15 protein-coding genes and 2 rRNA genes are annotated in these 17233 nt (G+C 70.2%); 14 read left to right on the top strand and 3 right to left on the bottom strand.

All coding sequences use genetic code 11. The features are described 5' to 3' along the window. The 10 genes from CFP71_RS39810 to CFP71_RS39765 form a co-directional block, all read left to right on the top strand. A 23S ribosomal RNA gene (locus tag CFP71_RS39810) occupies positions 1-143 on the top strand; the annotation flags it as partial. 81 nt (positions 144-224) lie between these two features. After that, positions 225-341 (top strand): 5S ribosomal RNA (rrf, locus tag CFP71_RS39805). A gap of 166 nt (positions 342-507) precedes the next feature. Beyond that, on the top strand, positions 508-2397 hold the full coding sequence (locus CFP71_RS39800) for a hypothetical protein (protein ID WP_093939060.1): 1890 nt from the start codon (positions 508-510) through the stop codon (positions 2395-2397). After that, on the top strand, positions 2390-3379 hold the full coding sequence (locus CFP71_RS39795; protein WP_093939059.1) for an HAD-IIA family hydrolase: 990 nt from the start codon (positions 2390-2392) through the stop codon (positions 3377-3379). Before CFP71_RS39800 ends, CFP71_RS39795 begins: the two co-directional genes overlap by 8 nt. A 22-nt stretch (positions 3380-3401) precedes the next feature. Next, positions 3402-3635: a hypothetical protein gene (locus CFP71_RS39790; RefSeq protein ID WP_093939058.1), complete on the top strand. Its 234-nt coding sequence runs from the start codon at positions 3402-3404 to the stop codon at positions 3633-3635. A 4-nt stretch (positions 3636-3639) separates the two neighbouring features. Continuing rightward, a complete protein-coding gene (locus CFP71_RS39785) occupies positions 3640-4455 on the top strand; it encodes a TlyA family RNA methyltransferase (RefSeq protein ID WP_093939057.1) in 816 nt (271 codons plus the stop codon). Further along, on the top strand, positions 4452-5363 hold the full coding sequence (locus tag CFP71_RS39780) for an NAD kinase (protein ID WP_093939056.1): 912 nt from the start codon (positions 4452-4454) through the stop codon (positions 5361-5363). Before CFP71_RS39785 ends, CFP71_RS39780 begins: the two co-directional genes overlap by 4 nt. A gap of 104 nt (positions 5364-5467) precedes the next feature. Then, positions 5468-7264 (top strand): DNA repair protein RecN, encoded by a 1797-nt coding sequence (gene recN, locus CFP71_RS39775; RefSeq protein WP_167406441.1) that lies wholly within the window; start codon positions 5468-5470, stop codon positions 7262-7264. A gap of 82 nt (positions 7265-7346) precedes the next feature. Then, a complete protein-coding gene (steA, locus tag CFP71_RS39770) occupies positions 7347-8531 on the top strand; it encodes a putative cytokinetic ring protein SteA (protein WP_093939054.1) in 1185 nt (394 codons plus the stop codon). Then, complete coding sequence (locus CFP71_RS39765) at positions 8528-9475, top strand: copper transporter (RefSeq protein ID WP_093939053.1); 948 nt, start codon at positions 8528-8530, stop codon at positions 9473-9475. Before steA ends, CFP71_RS39765 begins: the two co-directional genes overlap by 4 nt. 60 nt (positions 9476-9535) lie before the next feature. Here CFP71_RS39765 and CFP71_RS39760 read toward each other — a convergent pair whose 3' ends face one another. Together CFP71_RS39760 and CFP71_RS39755 are read right to left on the bottom strand one after the other, a co-directional pair. After that, positions 9536-10258 carry an aspartate/glutamate racemase family protein gene (locus tag CFP71_RS39760; RefSeq protein ID WP_093939052.1) on the bottom strand — a complete coding sequence of 241 codons (723 nt, stop codon included), beginning with the start codon at positions 10256-10258 and terminating at the stop codon, positions 9536-9538. Beyond that, positions 10258-11700 (bottom strand): NCS1 family nucleobase:cation symporter-1, encoded by a 1443-nt coding sequence (locus CFP71_RS39755; protein WP_093939051.1) that lies wholly within the window; start codon positions 11698-11700, stop codon positions 10258-10260. The genes CFP71_RS39760 and CFP71_RS39755 overlap by 1 nt, the downstream gene beginning before the upstream one ends. A gap of 149 nt (positions 11701-11849) precedes the next feature. Between CFP71_RS39755 and CFP71_RS39750 the strand changes: the two genes are divergently transcribed. Both CFP71_RS39750 and CFP71_RS39745 read left to right on the top strand, forming a co-directional pair. Next, complete coding sequence (locus CFP71_RS39750; RefSeq protein ID WP_093939050.1) at positions 11850-12527, top strand: GntR family transcriptional regulator; 678 nt, start codon at positions 11850-11852, stop codon at positions 12525-12527. 23 nt (positions 12528-12550) lie between these two features. Then, a complete protein-coding gene (locus CFP71_RS39745; RefSeq protein ID WP_093939049.1) occupies positions 12551-13477 on the top strand; it encodes an aminoglycoside phosphotransferase family protein in 927 nt (308 codons plus the stop codon). Here CFP71_RS39745 and aroA read toward each other — a convergent pair. Then, complete coding sequence (gene aroA, locus CFP71_RS39740) at positions 13474-14760, bottom strand: 3-phosphoshikimate 1-carboxyvinyltransferase (RefSeq protein WP_093939048.1); 1287 nt, start codon at positions 14758-14760, stop codon at positions 13474-13476. The genes CFP71_RS39745 and aroA overlap by 4 nt on opposite strands. A gap of 88 nt (positions 14761-14848) precedes the next feature. On the opposite strand from aroA, the gene CFP71_RS39735 reads away from it, so the two are divergent. Both CFP71_RS39735 and CFP71_RS39730 read left to right on the top strand, forming a co-directional pair. Next, positions 14849-16549, top strand: coding sequence for a CTP synthase (locus CFP71_RS39735; protein WP_093939047.1), 1701 nt, complete (start codon positions 14849-14851; stop codon positions 16547-16549). After that, positions 16546-17172 (top strand): NUDIX domain-containing protein, encoded by a 627-nt coding sequence (locus CFP71_RS39730; RefSeq protein ID WP_093939046.1) that lies wholly within the window; start codon positions 16546-16548, stop codon positions 17170-17172. The genes CFP71_RS39735 and CFP71_RS39730 overlap by 4 nt, the downstream gene beginning before the upstream one ends. The last annotated feature ends 61 nt before the right edge of the window (positions 17173-17233 follow it).

Genomic DNA, 17233 nt, shown 5'->3' with positions numbered 1-17233 from the left:
GCGGGAAGCCTGTTCCAAGATGAGGTATCCCACCCCATGTGGGTTAAGGCCCCCAACAGACCATTGGGTTGATAGGCCAGAAATGGAAGCACAGTAATGTGTTGTCGAGTTGACTGGTACTAATAGGCCGAGGACTTGCCCACAAAGATGTTACGCATCCACTCTACAGCTCTGAAACACCACACAACCCCCATGAGGGTTTGTGGGGGAGTGTTTCACAGTGTTTCGGTGGTTATAGCGTCAGGGAAACGCCCGGTCCCATTCCGAACCCGGAAGCTAAGCCTGACAGCGCCGATGGTACTGCAACCGAAGGGTTGTGGGAGAGTAGGACACCGCCGGACTAACTTCAGGACAGGGTCCTGACCTGGGTCGAGAACCCCTAACAGGTTCTCCCCGGTCAGGGCCCTGTCTCTTTTCATGTCCATGGACGGACTAGAATGGTCCGTTGGCTCGCCCGACAGGTGGGCGCAAGTGTCGAAAACTTTTTCAATAGTGGCAGGAGGCCAGGTGTCCGAGTTCGGTCGACGTGACTCAGATGATGGCGCGTCCGGCCGGTCGGGTCGCCGGGACGACAGTCCCCGCGGAGGCCGGTCTGACGCGCAGCGAGGTGACCGGCGCGGTTCCGCCGGCGGCAGGCAGGACCGGGGCGGCCGTGACGGCGGCTACCAGGGCCGCCCGCGCCGTGACGACCGCGGTGCCCGCGGGACGAGCAGCTATTCCGGCAAGCCCGGCCGCGGCGGCGACGGTCCCCGTGACCAGCGCTCCGGTGGCAGCCGCTTCGGTGGCCAGGGCCGCGACGAGAACCGCCCGCGCTACAACAACGACGACCGTCGTGGCCCCGGCGGCGACCGCTCGGGTGGTCGTGACAACGACCGCCGTGGCGGCTACAACCGCGACGACCGTGGCGGCGACCGCGGTGGCTACCGCTCGGACAACCGCGGCGGCGACAGCCGTGGCGGCTACCGTTCGGACGACCGTCGTGACAGCCGAGGCGGCGACCGCGGCGGTTACCGGTCCGACAACCGCGACAGCCGGGACAACCGCGGCGGCGATCGCGGTGGATACCGCGGCGGCGACAACCGTGGTGGCGACAGCCGCGGCGGGTACCGCTCGTCCGAAGGCCGTCCCGAGCGTCGCTACGACAACCGGTCCGACAGTCGGTCGGACAGCCGTTCCGAGGGCCGGTACGAGAAGCGTTCCGACAGCCGCCCGGCCCGGTCCGGCTACGGCTCGGACAACCGCGGCCGTTCCGACGACCGCCCGTCCGGCAACCGGTACGAAGGACGCCCCCAGGGCAAGTCCTATGGCGACCGCGACAACCGGGGCGGCAGCGACGACCGTCGTCCGTCCTACCGCGATCGCGACGACCGCGGTGGTTCGCGTTCCGGCGGCTACAACGGCGACCGGCGGGACGACCGTCGTGGTCCTTCCTCCGGCGACCGCCGTCCCAGCGGCGGTGGCTACGAGCGCAAGTCCTACGGCGACCGCGACAACCGGGGCGGCGACAACCGCGGTGACGACCGTCGTGGCGGCTACCGCTCTTCGGGAGACCGCCCGGAGAAGCGGTACGACGACAGGCGAAGCGACTCCCGCGGCGGCGAAGGCCGGTTCGAGCGCAAGCGCGAAGACCGTCCTCAGCGCGACCGTTCCGAGGGCCGCAAGGACTTCCGGTCCTCGCCGCGCACCGACGACCGGCCCGTCGACGACGAGACCTTGGCGCGTGAGCTGCTCGAGGCCCCGGAACTGCCCGAGGGCATCGAGTTCTCCGATCTCGACGAGGAGGTCCGCCGGGAACTCCGCACGCTGCCCAAGGCACTCGCGGAGACCGTCGGCAAGCACCTCGTCGCGGCCGGCGGGCTCGTCGACGAAGACCCCGAAGCCGCGATGGAGCACGCCAAGTACGCGAAGGCCAAGGCTTCCCGGGTCCCGATCGTCCGCGAGGCGCTCGGCCTGGTCGCCTACCACGCGGGCAACTGGTCCGAGGCCCTGTCCGAGCTGCGCGCCGTCCGCCGGATGACCCGCAGCGACGACCACATCGCGATCATCGCCGACGCGGAACGCGCCATCGGCCGTCCGGAGCGGGCGCTCGACCTCGCGAAGGAGGTCGACAAGGAGCGTCTGTCCAAGGCGACCCAGATCGAACTCGCGATCGTCGCGGCCGGCGCCCGGCGCGACCTCGGTCAGCTGGACGCCGCCGTCGTCTCCCTCCAGGGCGACGACCTCAAGGCGGAGAAGCGCGACCCGTGGAGCGCCCGCCTGTTCTACGCCTACGCCGACAACCTCGCCGCCGCCGATCGCAAGGACGACGCGATCCGCTGGTTCCTGAACGCGGCCGAGGCCGACGAGGAGGACGAGACCGACGCCGCCGAGCGCGCCGCGGAGCTCACGAATGGCTGACGCCCTGTCGGCCGGGTACGACGCGGTCCTGTTCGACCTCGACGGCACGGTCTATCACGGCAGCAAGGTGGTCCCGGGCGCGCCGGAAGCACTCCGGGCGCTCCGGGACCACGGCACCGCCATCCGGTGGGTGACGAACAACGCCTCCAAGGCGCCCGCTGAGGTCTCCGCGCATCTGGAGGCACTCGGGCTCCCCGCGTCCCCCGACGAGGTCCACACGAGCTCTCAGGCCGCCGCCGCCCTGCTGGGTGAGCGGCTGCCTCAGGGCGCCGTGGTCCTCGTCGTGGGCACGGAATCGCTGGTCGCCCAGATCGAGTCGGCGGGCCTGCGGACGGTCCGGGAAGCCGGTCCGGACGTGGCGGCCGTCGTGCAGGGACACTCCCCGGAGAACACCTGGGCCGCTCTCGCGGAGGCGTGTCTCGCCATCCGCGCGGGCGCGCTCTGGGTGGCGACCAACGTGGACGCGACCCTGCCGACCGAACGCGGTCTGTTGCCGGGCAACGGGTCGATGGTGGCCGCCCTGCGGACAGCCACCGGCGCCGAACCGCTGGTGGCGGGCAAGCCGGCGCCGCTGCTGTTCACCACGGCGGCGCGGGACGCGGGTGCCGAGCGCTCGCTCGTGGTGGGCGACCGGCTGGACACCGACATCGAGGGCGCGGTCGCGGCCGGGATCGACGCGCTCTGCGTTTTGACCGGTGTCGCCGACGCGGCGTCCCTGATCGAGGCGAGGCCCGAAGAGCGTCCTCGCTACCTCGCGCGGGACCTGTCCGGGCTGAGCAGCCGGGCGGACCTGCTCGAAGTCGGGCCCAAGGAAGGCTGGCGCGTCACCGCACAGGGTGACGTGCTCGAAGCCGATGGTGAAGGCGACGCCCTGGACCTGTTGCGCGCGTTGTGCGCGGTGGCCTGGGAGTCGGGGATCACCGAGGTCCGCGGTGTGGGCGACACCGCCCGCGCGGCGCTCGCCGAGCTGCGCCTCGCCTGAGAAGCGCTGCTAACTTGGTGGGGTGCAGGACCACTTCCACCCCGTTCCGCGACCCCCGGTTCCCGGCCCGCCGCCGGTACCGGGGCCGCCGCCTGACCAGTTCGCGCAGCAGGACACGGATCCCCGTGCCGGGGTCGACGAAGCCGTGGCGGGTCTCGAAGACCTCGCCGCGCTTCCGCTCTCGGAGCACGTCGACCGTTTCGAAGCCGTGCACACCGAACTGACGGTGGCACTGTCCACCATCGACAAGGTCTGACCGCGTGCCCAAACGCGCCCGCCTGGACGCGGAGCTCGTCAGGCGGAGACTCGCCCGCTCCAGGGAACAGGCGTCCGCGCTGATCGCCGAAGGCAAGGTCACCGTGCGCGGAATGGTGGCCACCAAACCCGCCACCGGCGTCGAGTCCGACGCGCCGATCGTCGTGCGTGACAACGACGACCCCGGCTGGGCCTCCCGCGGCGCGCACAAACTGCTCGGCGCGCTCGAAGCCTTCACCCCGCAAGGCCTTTCCGCCGAAGGAAAGCGCTGCCTCGACGCGGGAGCCTCGACAGGTGGCTTCACGGACGTCCTGCTGCGCAACGGCGCCGCCACGGTGATCGCCGCCGACGTCGGCCGCGGCCTGCTGGACTGGCGCCTGCGCACCGACGACCGCGTGGTCGTCCTCGACAAGACGAACGTCCGCAACCTGACCCCGGAAGACCTCGGCGGCCAGGTCGACCTGGTGGTCGGCGACCTCTCGTTCATCTCGCTCAAACTCGTGCTGCCCGCGCTGGCCGCCTGCGCGCGGGACGGCGCCGACCTGGTGCCGATGGTGAAACCACAGTTCGAGGTGGGCAAGGACCGGCTCGGCAGCGGCGGCGTCGTCCGTGACCCGGAGCTGCGGGCCGAATCGGTGCTGGGCGTGCTCGCCGAGGCCGAGAAGCTGGACCTGCGCCTGCGCGGCGTCGTGGCGAGCCCGCTTCCCGGTCCGTCCGGGAACGTCGAATACTTCGTCTGGCTTACCCGCGGGGCGGGGGAGACCCTCGGCACCGACGCCGAGCGGCTCGTGCGCTCCGCAGTCCTGGAGGGACCCCAATGAGCGATCGCGAGGTGCTGCTGGTCGTGCACCCGGACCGGGACGCGACCCGGGACGCGGCACGCGAGGTGTCGGCCCGGTTCGCCAAGGCCGGGGTGCGGCTGCGGGTGATCGACGAGGACGTCCGGGAGATGCTGGAAGCGGACGGCGGGATCGGCGCCCCCTGCACGGTCATGGCGCCGGAGCAGGACCCGGCCGCCGGGACCGAGCTGGTGTTCGCGCTCGGTGGCGACGGCACGCTGCTGCGGGCCGCCGAGCTGGCCAGGCCGAACGGCGTCCCGGTCCTCGGCGTGAACATGGGACGGGTCGGGTTCCTCGCCGAGGCCGATTCGGACAAGCTGGCCGACACCGTCCAGCGCGCCGTCGACGGCGACTACCAGGTCGAAGAGCGGATGACCGTCGACGTCGTGGTCCGTGTCGACGGCGAGGAGATCGTCCGGACGTGGGCGCTCAACGAGGCCAGCGTCGAGAAGAGCTCGCGTGAGCGCGTGCTGGACGCGCTCATCGAGGTCGACGGAAGGCCCGTGTCGTCCTTCGGCTGCGACGGCGTCCTGTGTGCCACTCCGACCGGTTCGACGGCGTACGCGTTCTCCGCGGGCGGCCCGATCATCTGGCCGGACGTCCAGGCGCTGCTGGTGGTCCCGAGCAACGCGCACGCGATGTTCTCCCGGCCGCTGGTCGTCTCGCGCGACTCCGAGATCACCGTCGCCATCGATCCGGACGGTTCGCCCGCCGTCCTGACCTGCGACGGATCGCGGACCTTCGATCTTCCCGCCGGCGCGGCCGTGCGGGTCACCTGCGGCCAGGTGCCGGTGCGCCTGATCCGGTTGTGGGAAGGCCCGTTCACCGACCGGCTCGTGCACAAGTTCGCGCTGCCGATCAAGGGCTGGCGGGAGCGACACGCCCGCTGACAGATGTCATGAAAGGGGCTTTCAGGACAAGAAACGTCTTGAAAGCCCCTTTCATGACGTGCCGGGTGCGGGAATGGTCGGGGTGGGCCGCTACGGTGGGCGTCGTGCTGGCCGAGATGCGCATCCAGGGCCTCGGAGTCATCGAGGACGCCCTGCTGGAACTGCACGCGGGCTTCACCGTGGTCACCGGTGAGACGGGTGCGGGCAAGACGATGGTCGTCAGCGGGTTGCACCTGCTCTCCGGCGGCCGAGCTGAAGTGTCCAAGGTGCGGACGGGAATGCTGAAGGCCTTCGTGGAAGGCCGATTCGAGCTGGGCGGTGCCGAGGGCGCCACCCGGATCGTCACCGACGCCGGGGCGGAGGTCGACGAGGACGGCAGCGTCATCGCGCTGCGCGCGGTCTCGGTCGACGGCCGGTCCCGTGCCCACCTGGGCGGCCGTTCGGTGCCGGTCGGCGTGCTGGCCGACCTGTCCGAGCAGCTGATCGCGGTCCACGGGCAGAACGATCAGCTGCGCCTGCTGCGCCCCGCCGAGCAGCGCGCGGTGATCGACCGGTTCGCCGGTGAGGCCGTCACCGAACCGCTCGAGCTGTACCGCGCGGTGCGGGACGAATGGCTCGCCGTCGTCGCCGAACTGACCGAGCGATCGACCCGTTCCCGTGAGATGGCCCAGCAGGCGGATCTGCTGCGCCACGGGCTCACCGAGATCGACGCCGTCGCGCCCGAACCCGGCGAGGACACCGAGCTCACCGAGCAGATCAAGCGGCTCGCCGCGGTCGACGAACTGCGGGCCGCCGCGAGTGCCGCGCAGGCGGCCGTCTCGGGCTCTCCCGACGGAGACCCGGACGCGCCCGGCGCGGTCGGGTTGATCGGCGAGGCGACGCGGCAGCTTTCGGGGTCGGAAGACGCCGTGCTGCGCGAACTCGGGCCCCGGCTGGACGAAGCCTCGGTGCTGCTGTCCGAAGTGGGTGCCGAGCTGGGCAGCTACCTCGAAACCCTCGACGCGGACCCGGCACTGCTGGAGAAGGTGCTCGCGCGCCAGGCCGACCTGAAACGGCTCACGCGCAAGTACGCGGCCGATGTGGACGGTGTGCTCGCGTGGGCCGACGACGCCCGCCGCCGGATGTCCACGATGGACACCTCCGAGGAAGCACTGGCCGAACTGGCCAAGCGCCGCGACGAACTCGCCGTCACCCTCGCCGAACACGCCCTCACGCTGTCGGAAGCCAGGGTCGAGGCCGCCGCCGAACTCGCCGAGGCGATCACCGCCGAGATGTCCGGGCTCGCCATGGGCCAGGCGGAGATCGAGATCACCGTCGAGCGCCGCACCGTGGACGAGAGCGACACGCACGCGGTGAAGGCCGACGGCAGGCTCGTGCACGCCGGTCCCGACGGGATCGACGACGTCGAACTGCTGCTGCGGGCGCACAACGGCGCACCGCCGCTTCCCGTGCACAAGGCCGCTTCCGGCGGTGAGCTTTCCCGCGTGATGCTGGCGATCGAGGTCGTCCTCGCGCACGCGGACACCGTGCAGACGCTGGTGTTCGACGAGGTCGACGCCGGGGTCGGCGGCCGGGCCGCGGTCGAGATCGGCAGGCGGCTCGCGCGGCTGGCGCGCAGCCACCAGGTCCTGGTGGTCACGCACCTGCCGCAGGTGGCCGCGTTCGCCGATCAGCATCTGGTGGTGGACAAGGGCACCAGCGGCGGAGTGACCCGCAGTGGCGTGCGCGTGCTCAAGCAATCGGAACGCGTCGTCGAACTCGCCCGGATGCTCGCCGGAATGGAAAGCACCGAGACCGGCCGGGCGCACGCGGAGGAATTGCTCGCCGTCGCCGAGGCCGACAAGAGCACGCCGGACAAGCCCAAAGCCCGCCGGGGCGGAAAGCGCAAGAAAGCCAAGTAACGCGCCCGGTGTGGGTTAATCGGCACGCTCCCCTCGGCGTGGCGGACGCAGAAGGCCGCGCGGATTTGTCACTATCGGTCGCATGAAGCTCACCGGCTTGCTCACGCGTAACCAAGAGACCCTCCCCGGGATCATTGGCGTCGCCAGGGTCGACAGGCGCACGCGAGAGCTGCTCCGCCGGCTGAGCCCGGGCGACATCGTGGTCCTCGACCAGCTGGATCTCGACCGGTCGACGGCCGATGCCTTGGTGGAGGCCGAAGTCGCGGCGGTGGTGAACGCTTCGCCGTCGATCTCCGGCCGGTTCCCCAACCTGGGCCCGGAGATCCTGCTCGAAGCGGGGATCCCGCTGGTCGATTCGGTCGGCGGCGAACTGCTGCGCAAGGTGAAGGACGGTACGAAACTCCGCCTGCACGAGGGCGTCGTCTACATCGGCGAGCGGCAGATCGGATCGGGGGTCCAGCAGACGCGGGAAAGCGTCGCGGACCAGATGATCGAGGCCAAGGCCGGGATGTCCACCCAGCTTGAGGCGTTCTCCGCGAACACGATCGAGTTCCTGCGCCGGGAACGCAGTCTCATCCTCGACGGCGTCGGCGTTCCGGAGATCCGGGTTCCGCTCCGGGACCGGCACGCGCTCGTGGTCGCGGGCGGCAACGGGCACGCCGAAGACCTCAAGAAACTGAAGAAGTACATCTCCGAGCACCGGCCGGTGCTGATCGGCGTCGACGCCGGGGCCGACACCCTGCGCGCGCAGGGGTATCAGCCGGACGTCATCGTCGGCGACCCGCACGGGATCGGCTCCGAGACACTGCGCAGCGGCGGCGAGGTCGTGGTCCCGGCACAGCCGGACGGGCACGCGCCGGGGGTCGAGCGCATCCAGGACCTCGGGATCGGCGCGGTCACCTTCCCGGCGACCGGCAACGCCGAGGACCTGGCGCTGCTGCTGGCCGACGCGCACGAGGCGAGCCTGGTGGTCACCGTCGGTTTCCAGGCGACGCTGCGGGAATTCCTCGACCACGGCCGGTCCGGGTCGAACCCGTCGACGTTCCTCACCAGGCTCAAGCTCGGTACGAAACTGGTCGACGGCAAGGCGGTCGCGACCCTGCACCGCAGCCGGGTGTCCATCGGCGCCATCGTCCTGCTGGTGGTGGCGACCTTGGTGGCCGTCGTGGCCGCGCTGCTGGTCTCCGACGTGGGTTCGGTCTACCTCGACTGGATCCGTGAGACCTGGAACTCGTTCATCGCCTGGGGCAAGGGACTTTTCACGTGATTTCACTGCGGTACCACATCGTTTCCATCGCCGCCTGCTTCCTGGCGCTCGCGCTCGGGGTCGTGCTCGGGTCCACCGCCCTGAACGGTTCGCTGCTTTCGGGCCTCGCCAGCCAGAAGGAGGACCTGGGTTCCCAGGTCGCGGATCTGGAGGCGCAGCGCAATTCCCTCAACGCCCGGCTCGGTGACGCGGACGCCTTCGCCGGTGCGATGGGGCCGAAGGTCGTCGCCGGGCAGCTGGACAAGCGTTCGGTGGTGCTGGTGACCACAGAGGACGCGAAGCCCGCGGACCGCGACGCGCTCAAGCAGCTCGTCGGGCAGTCGGGGGCCGCCGTCACCGGCGAGATCCAGCTGACCGAAGCGTTCTCCGACCCGATGCGGTCCGATCAGCTGCGTGACGTCGTGACGCGTCTGCAGCCCGCCGGTGTCCAGTTCCCGACCGCGGGCGACCCGGGCACCCTCGCCGGCGCCCTGCTCGGTTCGGTGGCGTTGCTGAACAAGGACAACGCGCAGCCGCAGTCCACGCCGGTGGAACTGGCGGCCGCGCTCGGCGGGCTCACCGACGGCGGTTTCCTCAAGACCGGCGGAGACGTGAAGCCCGCGCAGCTCGCGATCGTGCTCACCGGCTCCAAGTACACCGGCGACGGCGCCGGTGACCGCGCCTCGACCGTCGCGCGTTTCGCCGCGCAGCTCGACCGGTCCGGCGCGGGCACCGTCCTGGCGGGAGACGCGGGATCCGCCGACGGCACCGGCGCGATCGGCGTCGTCCGCGCCGACACCTCGTCGACCTCCATCTTGTCCACTGTGGACAACGCGGAGACCGCGGCGGGCCGCGTCACCACGATCATGGCGCTGCGCGAGCAGCTCGAAGGCGGTGCGGGGCGCTACGGCATCGCGGGCAACGCCCAGGCTCCCGCGCCTGGGATCGCCGCCGACGGCAACTGACCCCACGCGTTTCGTCCTCTGGATGCGGTCCTTGCGTGTGCAAGGACCGCATCCAGAGGACTAAATGCGTGGGTCTCGGGTGGGCCAGACGCGGTTCTTGGGCAGCGGGCGGGCGTAGGAGCCGGCCCGGCTGGTCTTGAGGCGGAGGGCCACCAGGGATTCGGCGAGGCGGACCGCCGCGGCGACGCCGTCGATCACCGGGATGTCGAGCATCGCGGAGATCCGCCGGTCCAGTCCGGTCATCCCGGCGCAGCCGAGCACGAGGACCTCCGCGCCCGCGTCCCGGGCTCGGCGTCCGGCGGTCAGGAGCGCCGATTCCGTCCGGTGTTCGTCGGTCAGTTCGAGGACGCCGAGGCCGGCCCCGAGAACGCAGACGCAGTTCTGCGCGACGCCGGACGTGTGCAGGCTGTCTTCGATGAGCGCGCACGTGCGGTCCAATGTGGTCACGACGCCGTAGCGTCTTCCCAGCAGACAGGCCAGATGCGCGGCCGCTTCGGTGATGTCGACGACGGGGACGTCGAGCATTTCCCTGGCGCCTTCCCGTCCGTGCTCGCCGAAACCGGCCATCACGAGCGCGTCGAAGGGCTCGTCCATCTTGTCGAGAAGGTCGATGACGGCCGCGGCGCTCAGGAAGCTGTCCAGCCAGCCTTCCGCGGATTCCGGGCCCCACAGCGGCGTTCTGGCCAGGATCTCGGTGCCTGGGCTCGCCGCGGCTCGGGCGCCCGCTTCGATCTCCTTGGTCATCGCCTCGGTGGTGTTGCAGTTGGTGACCAGGATCCGCATCACGCCACCCGCTGTTTCCGCGAGACGGCGAAGTACAGCGCGGCCGCGGACGCGGTGCCGATGAACCACGAGTACGGCGCGGCGGGGGCGAAGAACGGCACCAGCGCGATGACCGCGGACAGCGCCGCCGTCGGCAGGAAAGTGACCATCGCCCGCGGGTTGAACCCCCGTTTGTAGTGGTACGGCGAATCGGGTCCGGCCACGAACAGCTTGCCGACGTCGACCCGGCCGCGTTTCACCAGGTAGTAGTCCACGATCATGATGCCGAACAGGGGACCGAGGAAGGCGCCGAGGCCGCCGAGGAAGTAGTTGACCACGGCGGGGGAGGAGTACAGCTTCCACGGCAGCACGCACAACGCCGCGACCGCGCTGATCATCCCGCCGATGGTGAAGGTGATCCGTTTCGGCCAGATGTTGGCCAGATCGTAGGCGGGGGAGACGAAGTTCGCGACGATGTTCACGCCCATGGTGGCGATCGCGAAGGTCAGCGCGCCGACGATCAGCACCGGGGTGTTGTCGATGCGGGCCAGCAGTTCGGCCGGGTCGGTGATGGCCTCGCCGAACACTTGGAGGCTGCCGGCGGTCACCAGTACGGACAGCAGCGCGAACGCCGTCGAGTTGATCGGCAGGCCCCAGAAGTTGCCGCGCCGCACCGTTTTCTGGTTCGGGGCGAACCGGGAGAAGTCGCAGAAGTTGAGCATCAGGGTGCCGTAGATCGACAGGATCAGGCCCACCGCGCCGAACCACTGCCGTACTTGCTCCCCTGTGGACAGTGCCTTCGGGTTGCCGGTCAAGGAGATGTTCCAGTCCGCGGCGGCCAGGACCCACACCGCGAGCGCGATCATCACGACCCAGATGCCCGGACCGCACCAGTCCTGGAACTTGCGCACCGCCTCCATGCCACGGGTGAGCACCAGCGCCTGCGCGAGCCACAGCGCGATGAAGCAGATCCAGCCGAGCGCGTGCAGGCCGAGGAAACCCACCTCTGTCAACGGTTTCAGCCCAGGGTCGATCGCGAGCACGAGCAGCGTGATGGCCACGGAGGCGAGGTAGGTCTGGATGCCGTACCAGAAGATCGCGATGATCGCGCGGATGAGCGCGGGCAGGTTCGCGCCAAAGGTGCCGAAACTGACGCGGGCGACGACGGGGAAGGGGACGCCGGTCTTCTGCCCGATCCGGCCCATCAGGTTCATGCCGAAGTAGATGAGCACGAAGCCGGTCAGCAGCGCGGTGAACACCTGCCACGCCGAGAGGCCGAGCACGAACAGGCCCGCCGCGAAGGTGTAGTTGCCGAGGTTGTGCACGTCCGACATCCACAGCGCGAAGATGTCGTAGACCTTCCAGCGGCGGTCCTTCGCCGGGGCGAGATCCTCGTTCCAAAGCCGGGGATCGGGCTGATCCGCGGCGTGCGTTGGGGTACTGGTGGCTGGGGCGGCGGTCATGCGGGCCTCCGATCGACGGGGAGCTCCGGTCGATTTGGTATCCCAAAATTTGGCATCCCAAATATCACCCCGCGGTGGCCCGCCGTCAAGGTTTCTGCCGATAAACTCGGGTTACGGGCTGTTACAGCAGTGTTGAAAGAGGGGGTCGGGTGGCCGAGGAAGGACCGCGGCAGCCGCTGGCCGCGACCCGGCAGCGGGTCCGGGACGAGCTGCGCGAACGGATCCTCACCGGACGGCTGAAGCCGGGGGACCGGCTGGTCGAACGTGAGCTCGCCGAGGACCTCGGCGTCTCGCGGGTCCCGGTGCGCGAGGCCATCCGCAGCCTGGAGGCGGAAGGCTTCCTCGCCGTCCAGTCACCCCGTCGCATCGTCGTGCGCCGGCTGGCCAAGGCCGACGTCGAGGAGCTGTTCGACGTCCGGGAATCGCTCGAAGGGCTCGCCGCCGGGCTGGCCGCCGAACGGGCGGGCAAAGCGGAACTCCGCGCGCTCGAACGGCTCCTCGCCGACGCCGCCCGCGCCACCGGCAGCGGTGACGCGGCCCGCATCACCGCGCTCAACACCCGCTTCCACGACGAGATCGTCGCGCTGGCGGGCAACGGCCTCCTGCACGAGATCCTCCGCCCGCTCGAGGGCAGGCTGCGCTGGCTCACCAGCCAGAACGAGCACTGGGGCGAACTGCTCGACGAGCACCGCCGTCTCTACGACGCGATCGCCTCGGGCGACGCGGATCGCGCGCGGGCCCACGCCGTCGAGCATGTGCGGGTCAACCGGCAGGTCACGCTGAAGACGCTGTTCCCCGAGGATGACGGAGAACGCTCCGCGGGCTGAACCGGACATGTCAGACTCATCGCATGATCACCGATGAACAACGGGCCGCCCGCACCGCGCGGGCGGTGGCCGCCGCGGTCTCCGCGGGCCGCGACCTCGGCATCACCGTCACCGAACCCGAGGTCCTGTACGACGTCTTCTCCGTCATCGTGCGGCTGGCGCCCTCGCCGGTCGTCGTGCGCGTGCCGACCGTGCTGCCCCGGACTACCACGCTGGAGACGCAACTGATCGATCAGCGGCGTGAGCTCGCCGTCGCCGCCTGGCTCGGCGAAAAGGGGCTTCCGGTCGTCAAGCCGAGCCCGCTGGTGCCGGCGGAACCGGTTCAGCGCGACGGTTTCTCGATGACCTTCTGGGAGCTGATCGAGTTCGTCGAGGACGCGAACCTCGCCGTGGAGTACTCGGCCAAGCTCGTCGCGAAGCTGCACGCCACGCTCCGCGACTATCCCGGCGAGCTGGCATTCCTGAACGGGCTCGACCCGTTCATCCCCGACGGTCTCGCCCAGCTCGAAGGCAGGCCGGACCTGCTCGACGCGGGCGACCTCGCCCGCGCCCGCCGCGAATGGGAGGTCCTCCGGCCGCTGCTGGAGTCGGAGGAGGCCTTCACCAAGGCGTTCCCGAACGCCACCGTGCAGCCGGTGCACGGTGACGCGCCGGGCTACAACCTGATCGTCACCACCGAAGGCGAGCTGTACTCCGACTTCGAACTGGTCAACCGCGGCCCGATCGAACGCGATCTCGCCTTCAACGGCCCCGAAGGCATCGCGGCCTACAACGCCGCCGCCGAAGACCTGGGCCTGCGCAAGGTCGACGAAGGAGTGCTGAAGACGATCGAGGCCGTGGGACGGCTGCAGATGGTCGCCTGTCTCTCGATGGCGCCCGACCTGCCGATGCTGGTGGAAGGCATGAAGCCGATGATCGACCTGTGGCGCGATTCGCCGTTCGAAGGCTAGCCGAGCATCGACGTCCAGGCTTCGGCGAATCCGGGGAAGGTCTTCCCGACCGTCCCCGGGTTCTCCACCTCGACACCTTCGACGCGCAGCCCCAGGACGGCCGCCGCCATCACCAGCCGGTGGTCGTCGTAAGTGTGGAACTTCCCGCCGTGCAGCGGGGCCGGCGTGATCCGGAGCCCGTCCTCGGTCTCGCGGACGTCGGCGCCGAACGACGACAGTTCGGTGGCGAGCGCTGTCAGCCTGTCCGTCTCGTGGCCGCGCAGATGCGCCACCCCGGAGATGATCGACGGTCCCTCGGCGAAGCACAGCAGCGCCGCGATCACCGGTGTCAGCTCGCCGACGTCGTGCAGATCCAGTTCGACGCCGGGAATCGTGCCGCTGCCGGTGACCGTCAGGCCGCCCTCGTCGAGTTCGACGGTCGCGCCGAGGAGGGGCAGCAGGCTGCGAAGCCAGTCACCGGGCTGGGTCGTCCGCTGCGGCCAGCCCGCGATCCGCACCGTGCCACCGGTCGCGACCGCCGCGGCGACGAACGGCGCCGCCGTCGAGAGATCCGGTTCGACGATGTACTCGGGGCAGGAAAGCCTCGTCGGGGCGACGTGGAACTCGGCACCCTCACGTTCCACAGTGGCCCCGAAGCGGCGGAGCATCTCGGCGGTCATCGCGATATGCGGTTCGCTCGGCACCGCGCCGCCGACCAGGCGCACTGTCACGCCTTGCTGGAACGACGGTCCCGCGAGCAGCAGCGCGGACAGGAACTGGCTCGACGCCGACGAGTCCAGATCGACCTTGCCGCCCCGCAGTCCGCCTTCGCCGTGGACGGTGAACGGCGGGGCCTCGCGACGGTCGTCGTCGATGCGGGCGCCGAGGCCGCGCAGCGCCTTCAACAGCGGTCCGATCGGACGGCGGCGGATGGCCTCGTCGCCGTCGAACAGCGCCGGGCCGGTGCCCAGCGCGGCGAGCGCGGGGGTGAACCGGGCGACCGTGCCCGCGTTGCCCAGTTCCACCCGGACGGTCTCTTCGGGATGGACGCGGCCGGGGCCCAGCGGGTGCACGAGGTAGCCGCCGATGCTGCCTTGCGAATGGGCGCCGAGGGCGTAGATGGCGCCGAGCATCAGCCGCGCGTCCCGGGAGTCGAGCGGGGTCCGCACCCGCGTCGGCGCGCTGGCGAGCGCGGCGAGGACGTAGGCCCGGTTGGTGATCGACTTCGAACCGGGGACGCGGATCTCGGCGTCCAGCGGTCCTTCCGCGACCGGTGCGGTCCAGGTGTCGTGCGCGTCTGTCACGTCGCGAGAGTAGCGGTTTTCCACTCCATCGGACGCTTGCGGCGTGGCCGGTGAGCGCTTCGGCGGGCGTGCGATAAGGTGGAAGCCCGTGGGACTTCAGTCGCGGGCTACCAAGTATGTCTTTGTCACCGGAGGCGTTGCCTCCTCTCTGGGTAAGGGACTCACGGCTTCCAGCCTGGGTCAGCTCCTTACCGCACGTGGGCTCCGGGTCACGATGCAGAAGCTGGATCCGTACCTCAACGTCGATCCGGGCACCATGAATCCGTTCCAGCACGGTGAGGTGTTCGTCACGGACGACGGCGCCGAAACCGACCTGGACATCGGGCACTACGAGCGTTTCCTCGACCGGGCTCTCGACGGCAAGGCCAACGTCACCACCGGGCAGGTGTACTCCGAGGTCATCGCCAAGGAGCGCCGCGGTGAGTACCTCGGCGACACCGTGCAGGTCATCCCGCACATCACCGACGAGATCAAGGCCAGGATCACCGCCGCGGCGGGCGCGGACGAGGACGGGAACAGCCCGGACGTCGTGATCACCGAGGTCGGCGGCACCGTCGGCGACATCGAGTCGCTGCCGTTCCTGGAGGCCTGCCGTCAGGTCCGCCACGACGTCGGCCGCGACCAGTGCTTCTTCCTCCACGTCTCGCTGGTCCCGTACCTCGCCCCGTCGGGCGAGCTGAAGACCAAGCCGACCCAGCACTCGGTCGCCGCGCTGCGCAACATCGGTATCCAGCCCGACGCGCTCGTCTGCCGCGCCGACCGTGAGCTGCCGGAGGACCTCAAGCGCAAGATCGGCCTGATGTGCGACGTCGACACCGAGGCCGTCATCGCCTGCCCCGACGCCCCGTCGATCTACGACATCCCGAAGGTGCTGCACCGTGAGGCGCTCGACGCCTACGTGGTGCGCCGTCTCGGGCTGCCGTTCCGCGACGTCGACTGGACCGTGTGGGGCGACCTGCTCGACCGCGTGCACAACCCGTCGGAGACGGTGCGGGTCGCGCTCGTCGGCAAGTACATCGACCTGCCGGACGCGTACCTGTCGGTGACCGAGGCGCTGCGCGCGGGCGGGTTCGCCCACCGTGCCAAGGTCCAGATCTCCTGGGTCCCGTCGGATTCCTGCGAGACCCCGGCCGGTGCGGCCGCCGCGCTGTCCGATGTGGACGGTGTGCTGGTGCCCGGCGGGTTCGGCGTCCGCGGCATCGAGGGCAAGGTCGGCGCCATCGCCTACGCCCGGACGCACGGGCTGCCGCTGCTGGGCCTGTGCCTCGGCCTGCAGTGCATGGTGATCGACGCGGCGCGGAACCTGGCGGGCATCAAGGACGCGAACTCGGCCGAGTTCGAGGACGGTCCGAACCCGGTCATCTCCACGATGGCGGACCAGCGTGACGTCGTCGCGGGCGAGCGCGACATGGGCGGCACGATGCGGCTCGGCGCCTACATCGCGAAGCTCAAGCCGGGCTCGCAGGTCGCGAAGGCGTACGGCAGCACCGAGGTCTCCGAGCGGCACCGTCACCGCTACGAGGTCAACAACGCCTACCGCAAGCGCCTTTCCGACGCCGGTCTGGTGTTCTCGGGTACCTCGCCCGACGACCACCTGGTCGAGTTCGTGGAGCTGCCCGCCGACAAGCACCCGTTCTTCGTCGGTACCCAGGCGCACCCGGAGCTCAAGAGCCGCCCGACCCGTCCGCACCCGCTGTTCAGCGCGTTCGTGAAGGCCGTCGTGGACCGCAAGGTCGCCGAGCGGCTGCCGGTCGAGCTGCCCGAGGCCGCTCAGACGGGAGCCCGGTGACCGAGCCCGGCAAGCACGAGTTCACCGTCGCGTCCACAAGGGACGTCCACATCGGACGGGTCGTGGGCCTGCGGGTCGACGAGGTCGTGATGCCCGGCGGCGGCACCGCCCGCCGCGAGGTCGTCGAACACCTCGGCGCGGTCGCCGTCGTCGCGCTGGACGCCGACGGCATGGTGACGCTGATCCACCAGTACCGCCATCCGGTCGGCCGGCGGCTGTGGGAACTGCCCGCCGGGCTGATCGACAAGGCGGGGGAGGACCCCGTCGGCGCGGCGAAACGCGAGCTGGTCGAGGAGGTCGGGCTCAGCGCCGAGCGCTGGGAGACCCTGGTCGACGTCGCGGCGTCGCCCGGTTTCACCGACGAGGTCGTCCGCGTCTACCTCGCCCGTGAACTGTCCGAAGTGGACAGGGAGGTCCTCGGCGAGGAGGAGGCCGACCTCGTCATGCGGAAGTTCCCGCTCGCCGAGGCGGTCCGGATGGCCCTGGGCGGCGAGCTGGTGAACGGGGCGACCGTCGGCGGCGTGCTGGCCGCGCACGCGGTGCTTTCGGGGGCGGCGTCTTCGCGGCCCTCGGACGCTCCTTGGGAGACCCGGCCGACGAAGTTCGCTTCACGCGGTCTCTAGCGTCTCGTGTCATGAGGGGTCCCCTTAGGACGAAATATGTCCTATGGGGACCCCTCATGAC

This window comes from Amycolatopsis thailandensis, from assembly GCF_002234405.1.
Lineage (GTDB): Bacteria > Actinomycetota > Actinomycetes > Mycobacteriales > Pseudonocardiaceae > Amycolatopsis > Amycolatopsis thailandensis.
The sequence above is the reverse complement of the archived record's forward strand: the minus strand, read 5'-3'. Positions and strand labels throughout refer to the sequence as shown.

Coding starts and splice junctions, on each gene's coding strand:
- steA (WP_093939054.1), top strand. CDS start 7,347: ATGAAGCTCACCGGCTTGCTCACGCGTAACCAAGAGACCCTCCCCGGG.
- CFP71_RS39780 (WP_093939056.1), top strand. CDS start 4,452: ATGAGCGATCGCGAGGTGCTGCTGGTCGTGCACCCGGACCGGGACGCG.
- CFP71_RS39745 (WP_093939049.1), top strand. CDS start 12,551: ATGATCACCGATGAACAACGGGCCGCCCGCACCGCGCGGGCGGTGGCC.
- CFP71_RS39795 (WP_093939059.1), top strand. CDS start 2,390: ATGGCTGACGCCCTGTCGGCCGGGTACGACGCGGTCCTGTTCGACCTC.
- CFP71_RS39760 (WP_093939052.1), bottom strand. CDS start 10,258: ATGCGGATCCTGGTCACCAACTGCAACACCACCGAGGCGATGACCAAG.
- CFP71_RS39755 (WP_093939051.1), bottom strand. CDS start 11,700: ATGACCGCCGCCCCAGCCACCAGTACCCCAACGCACGCCGCGGATCAG.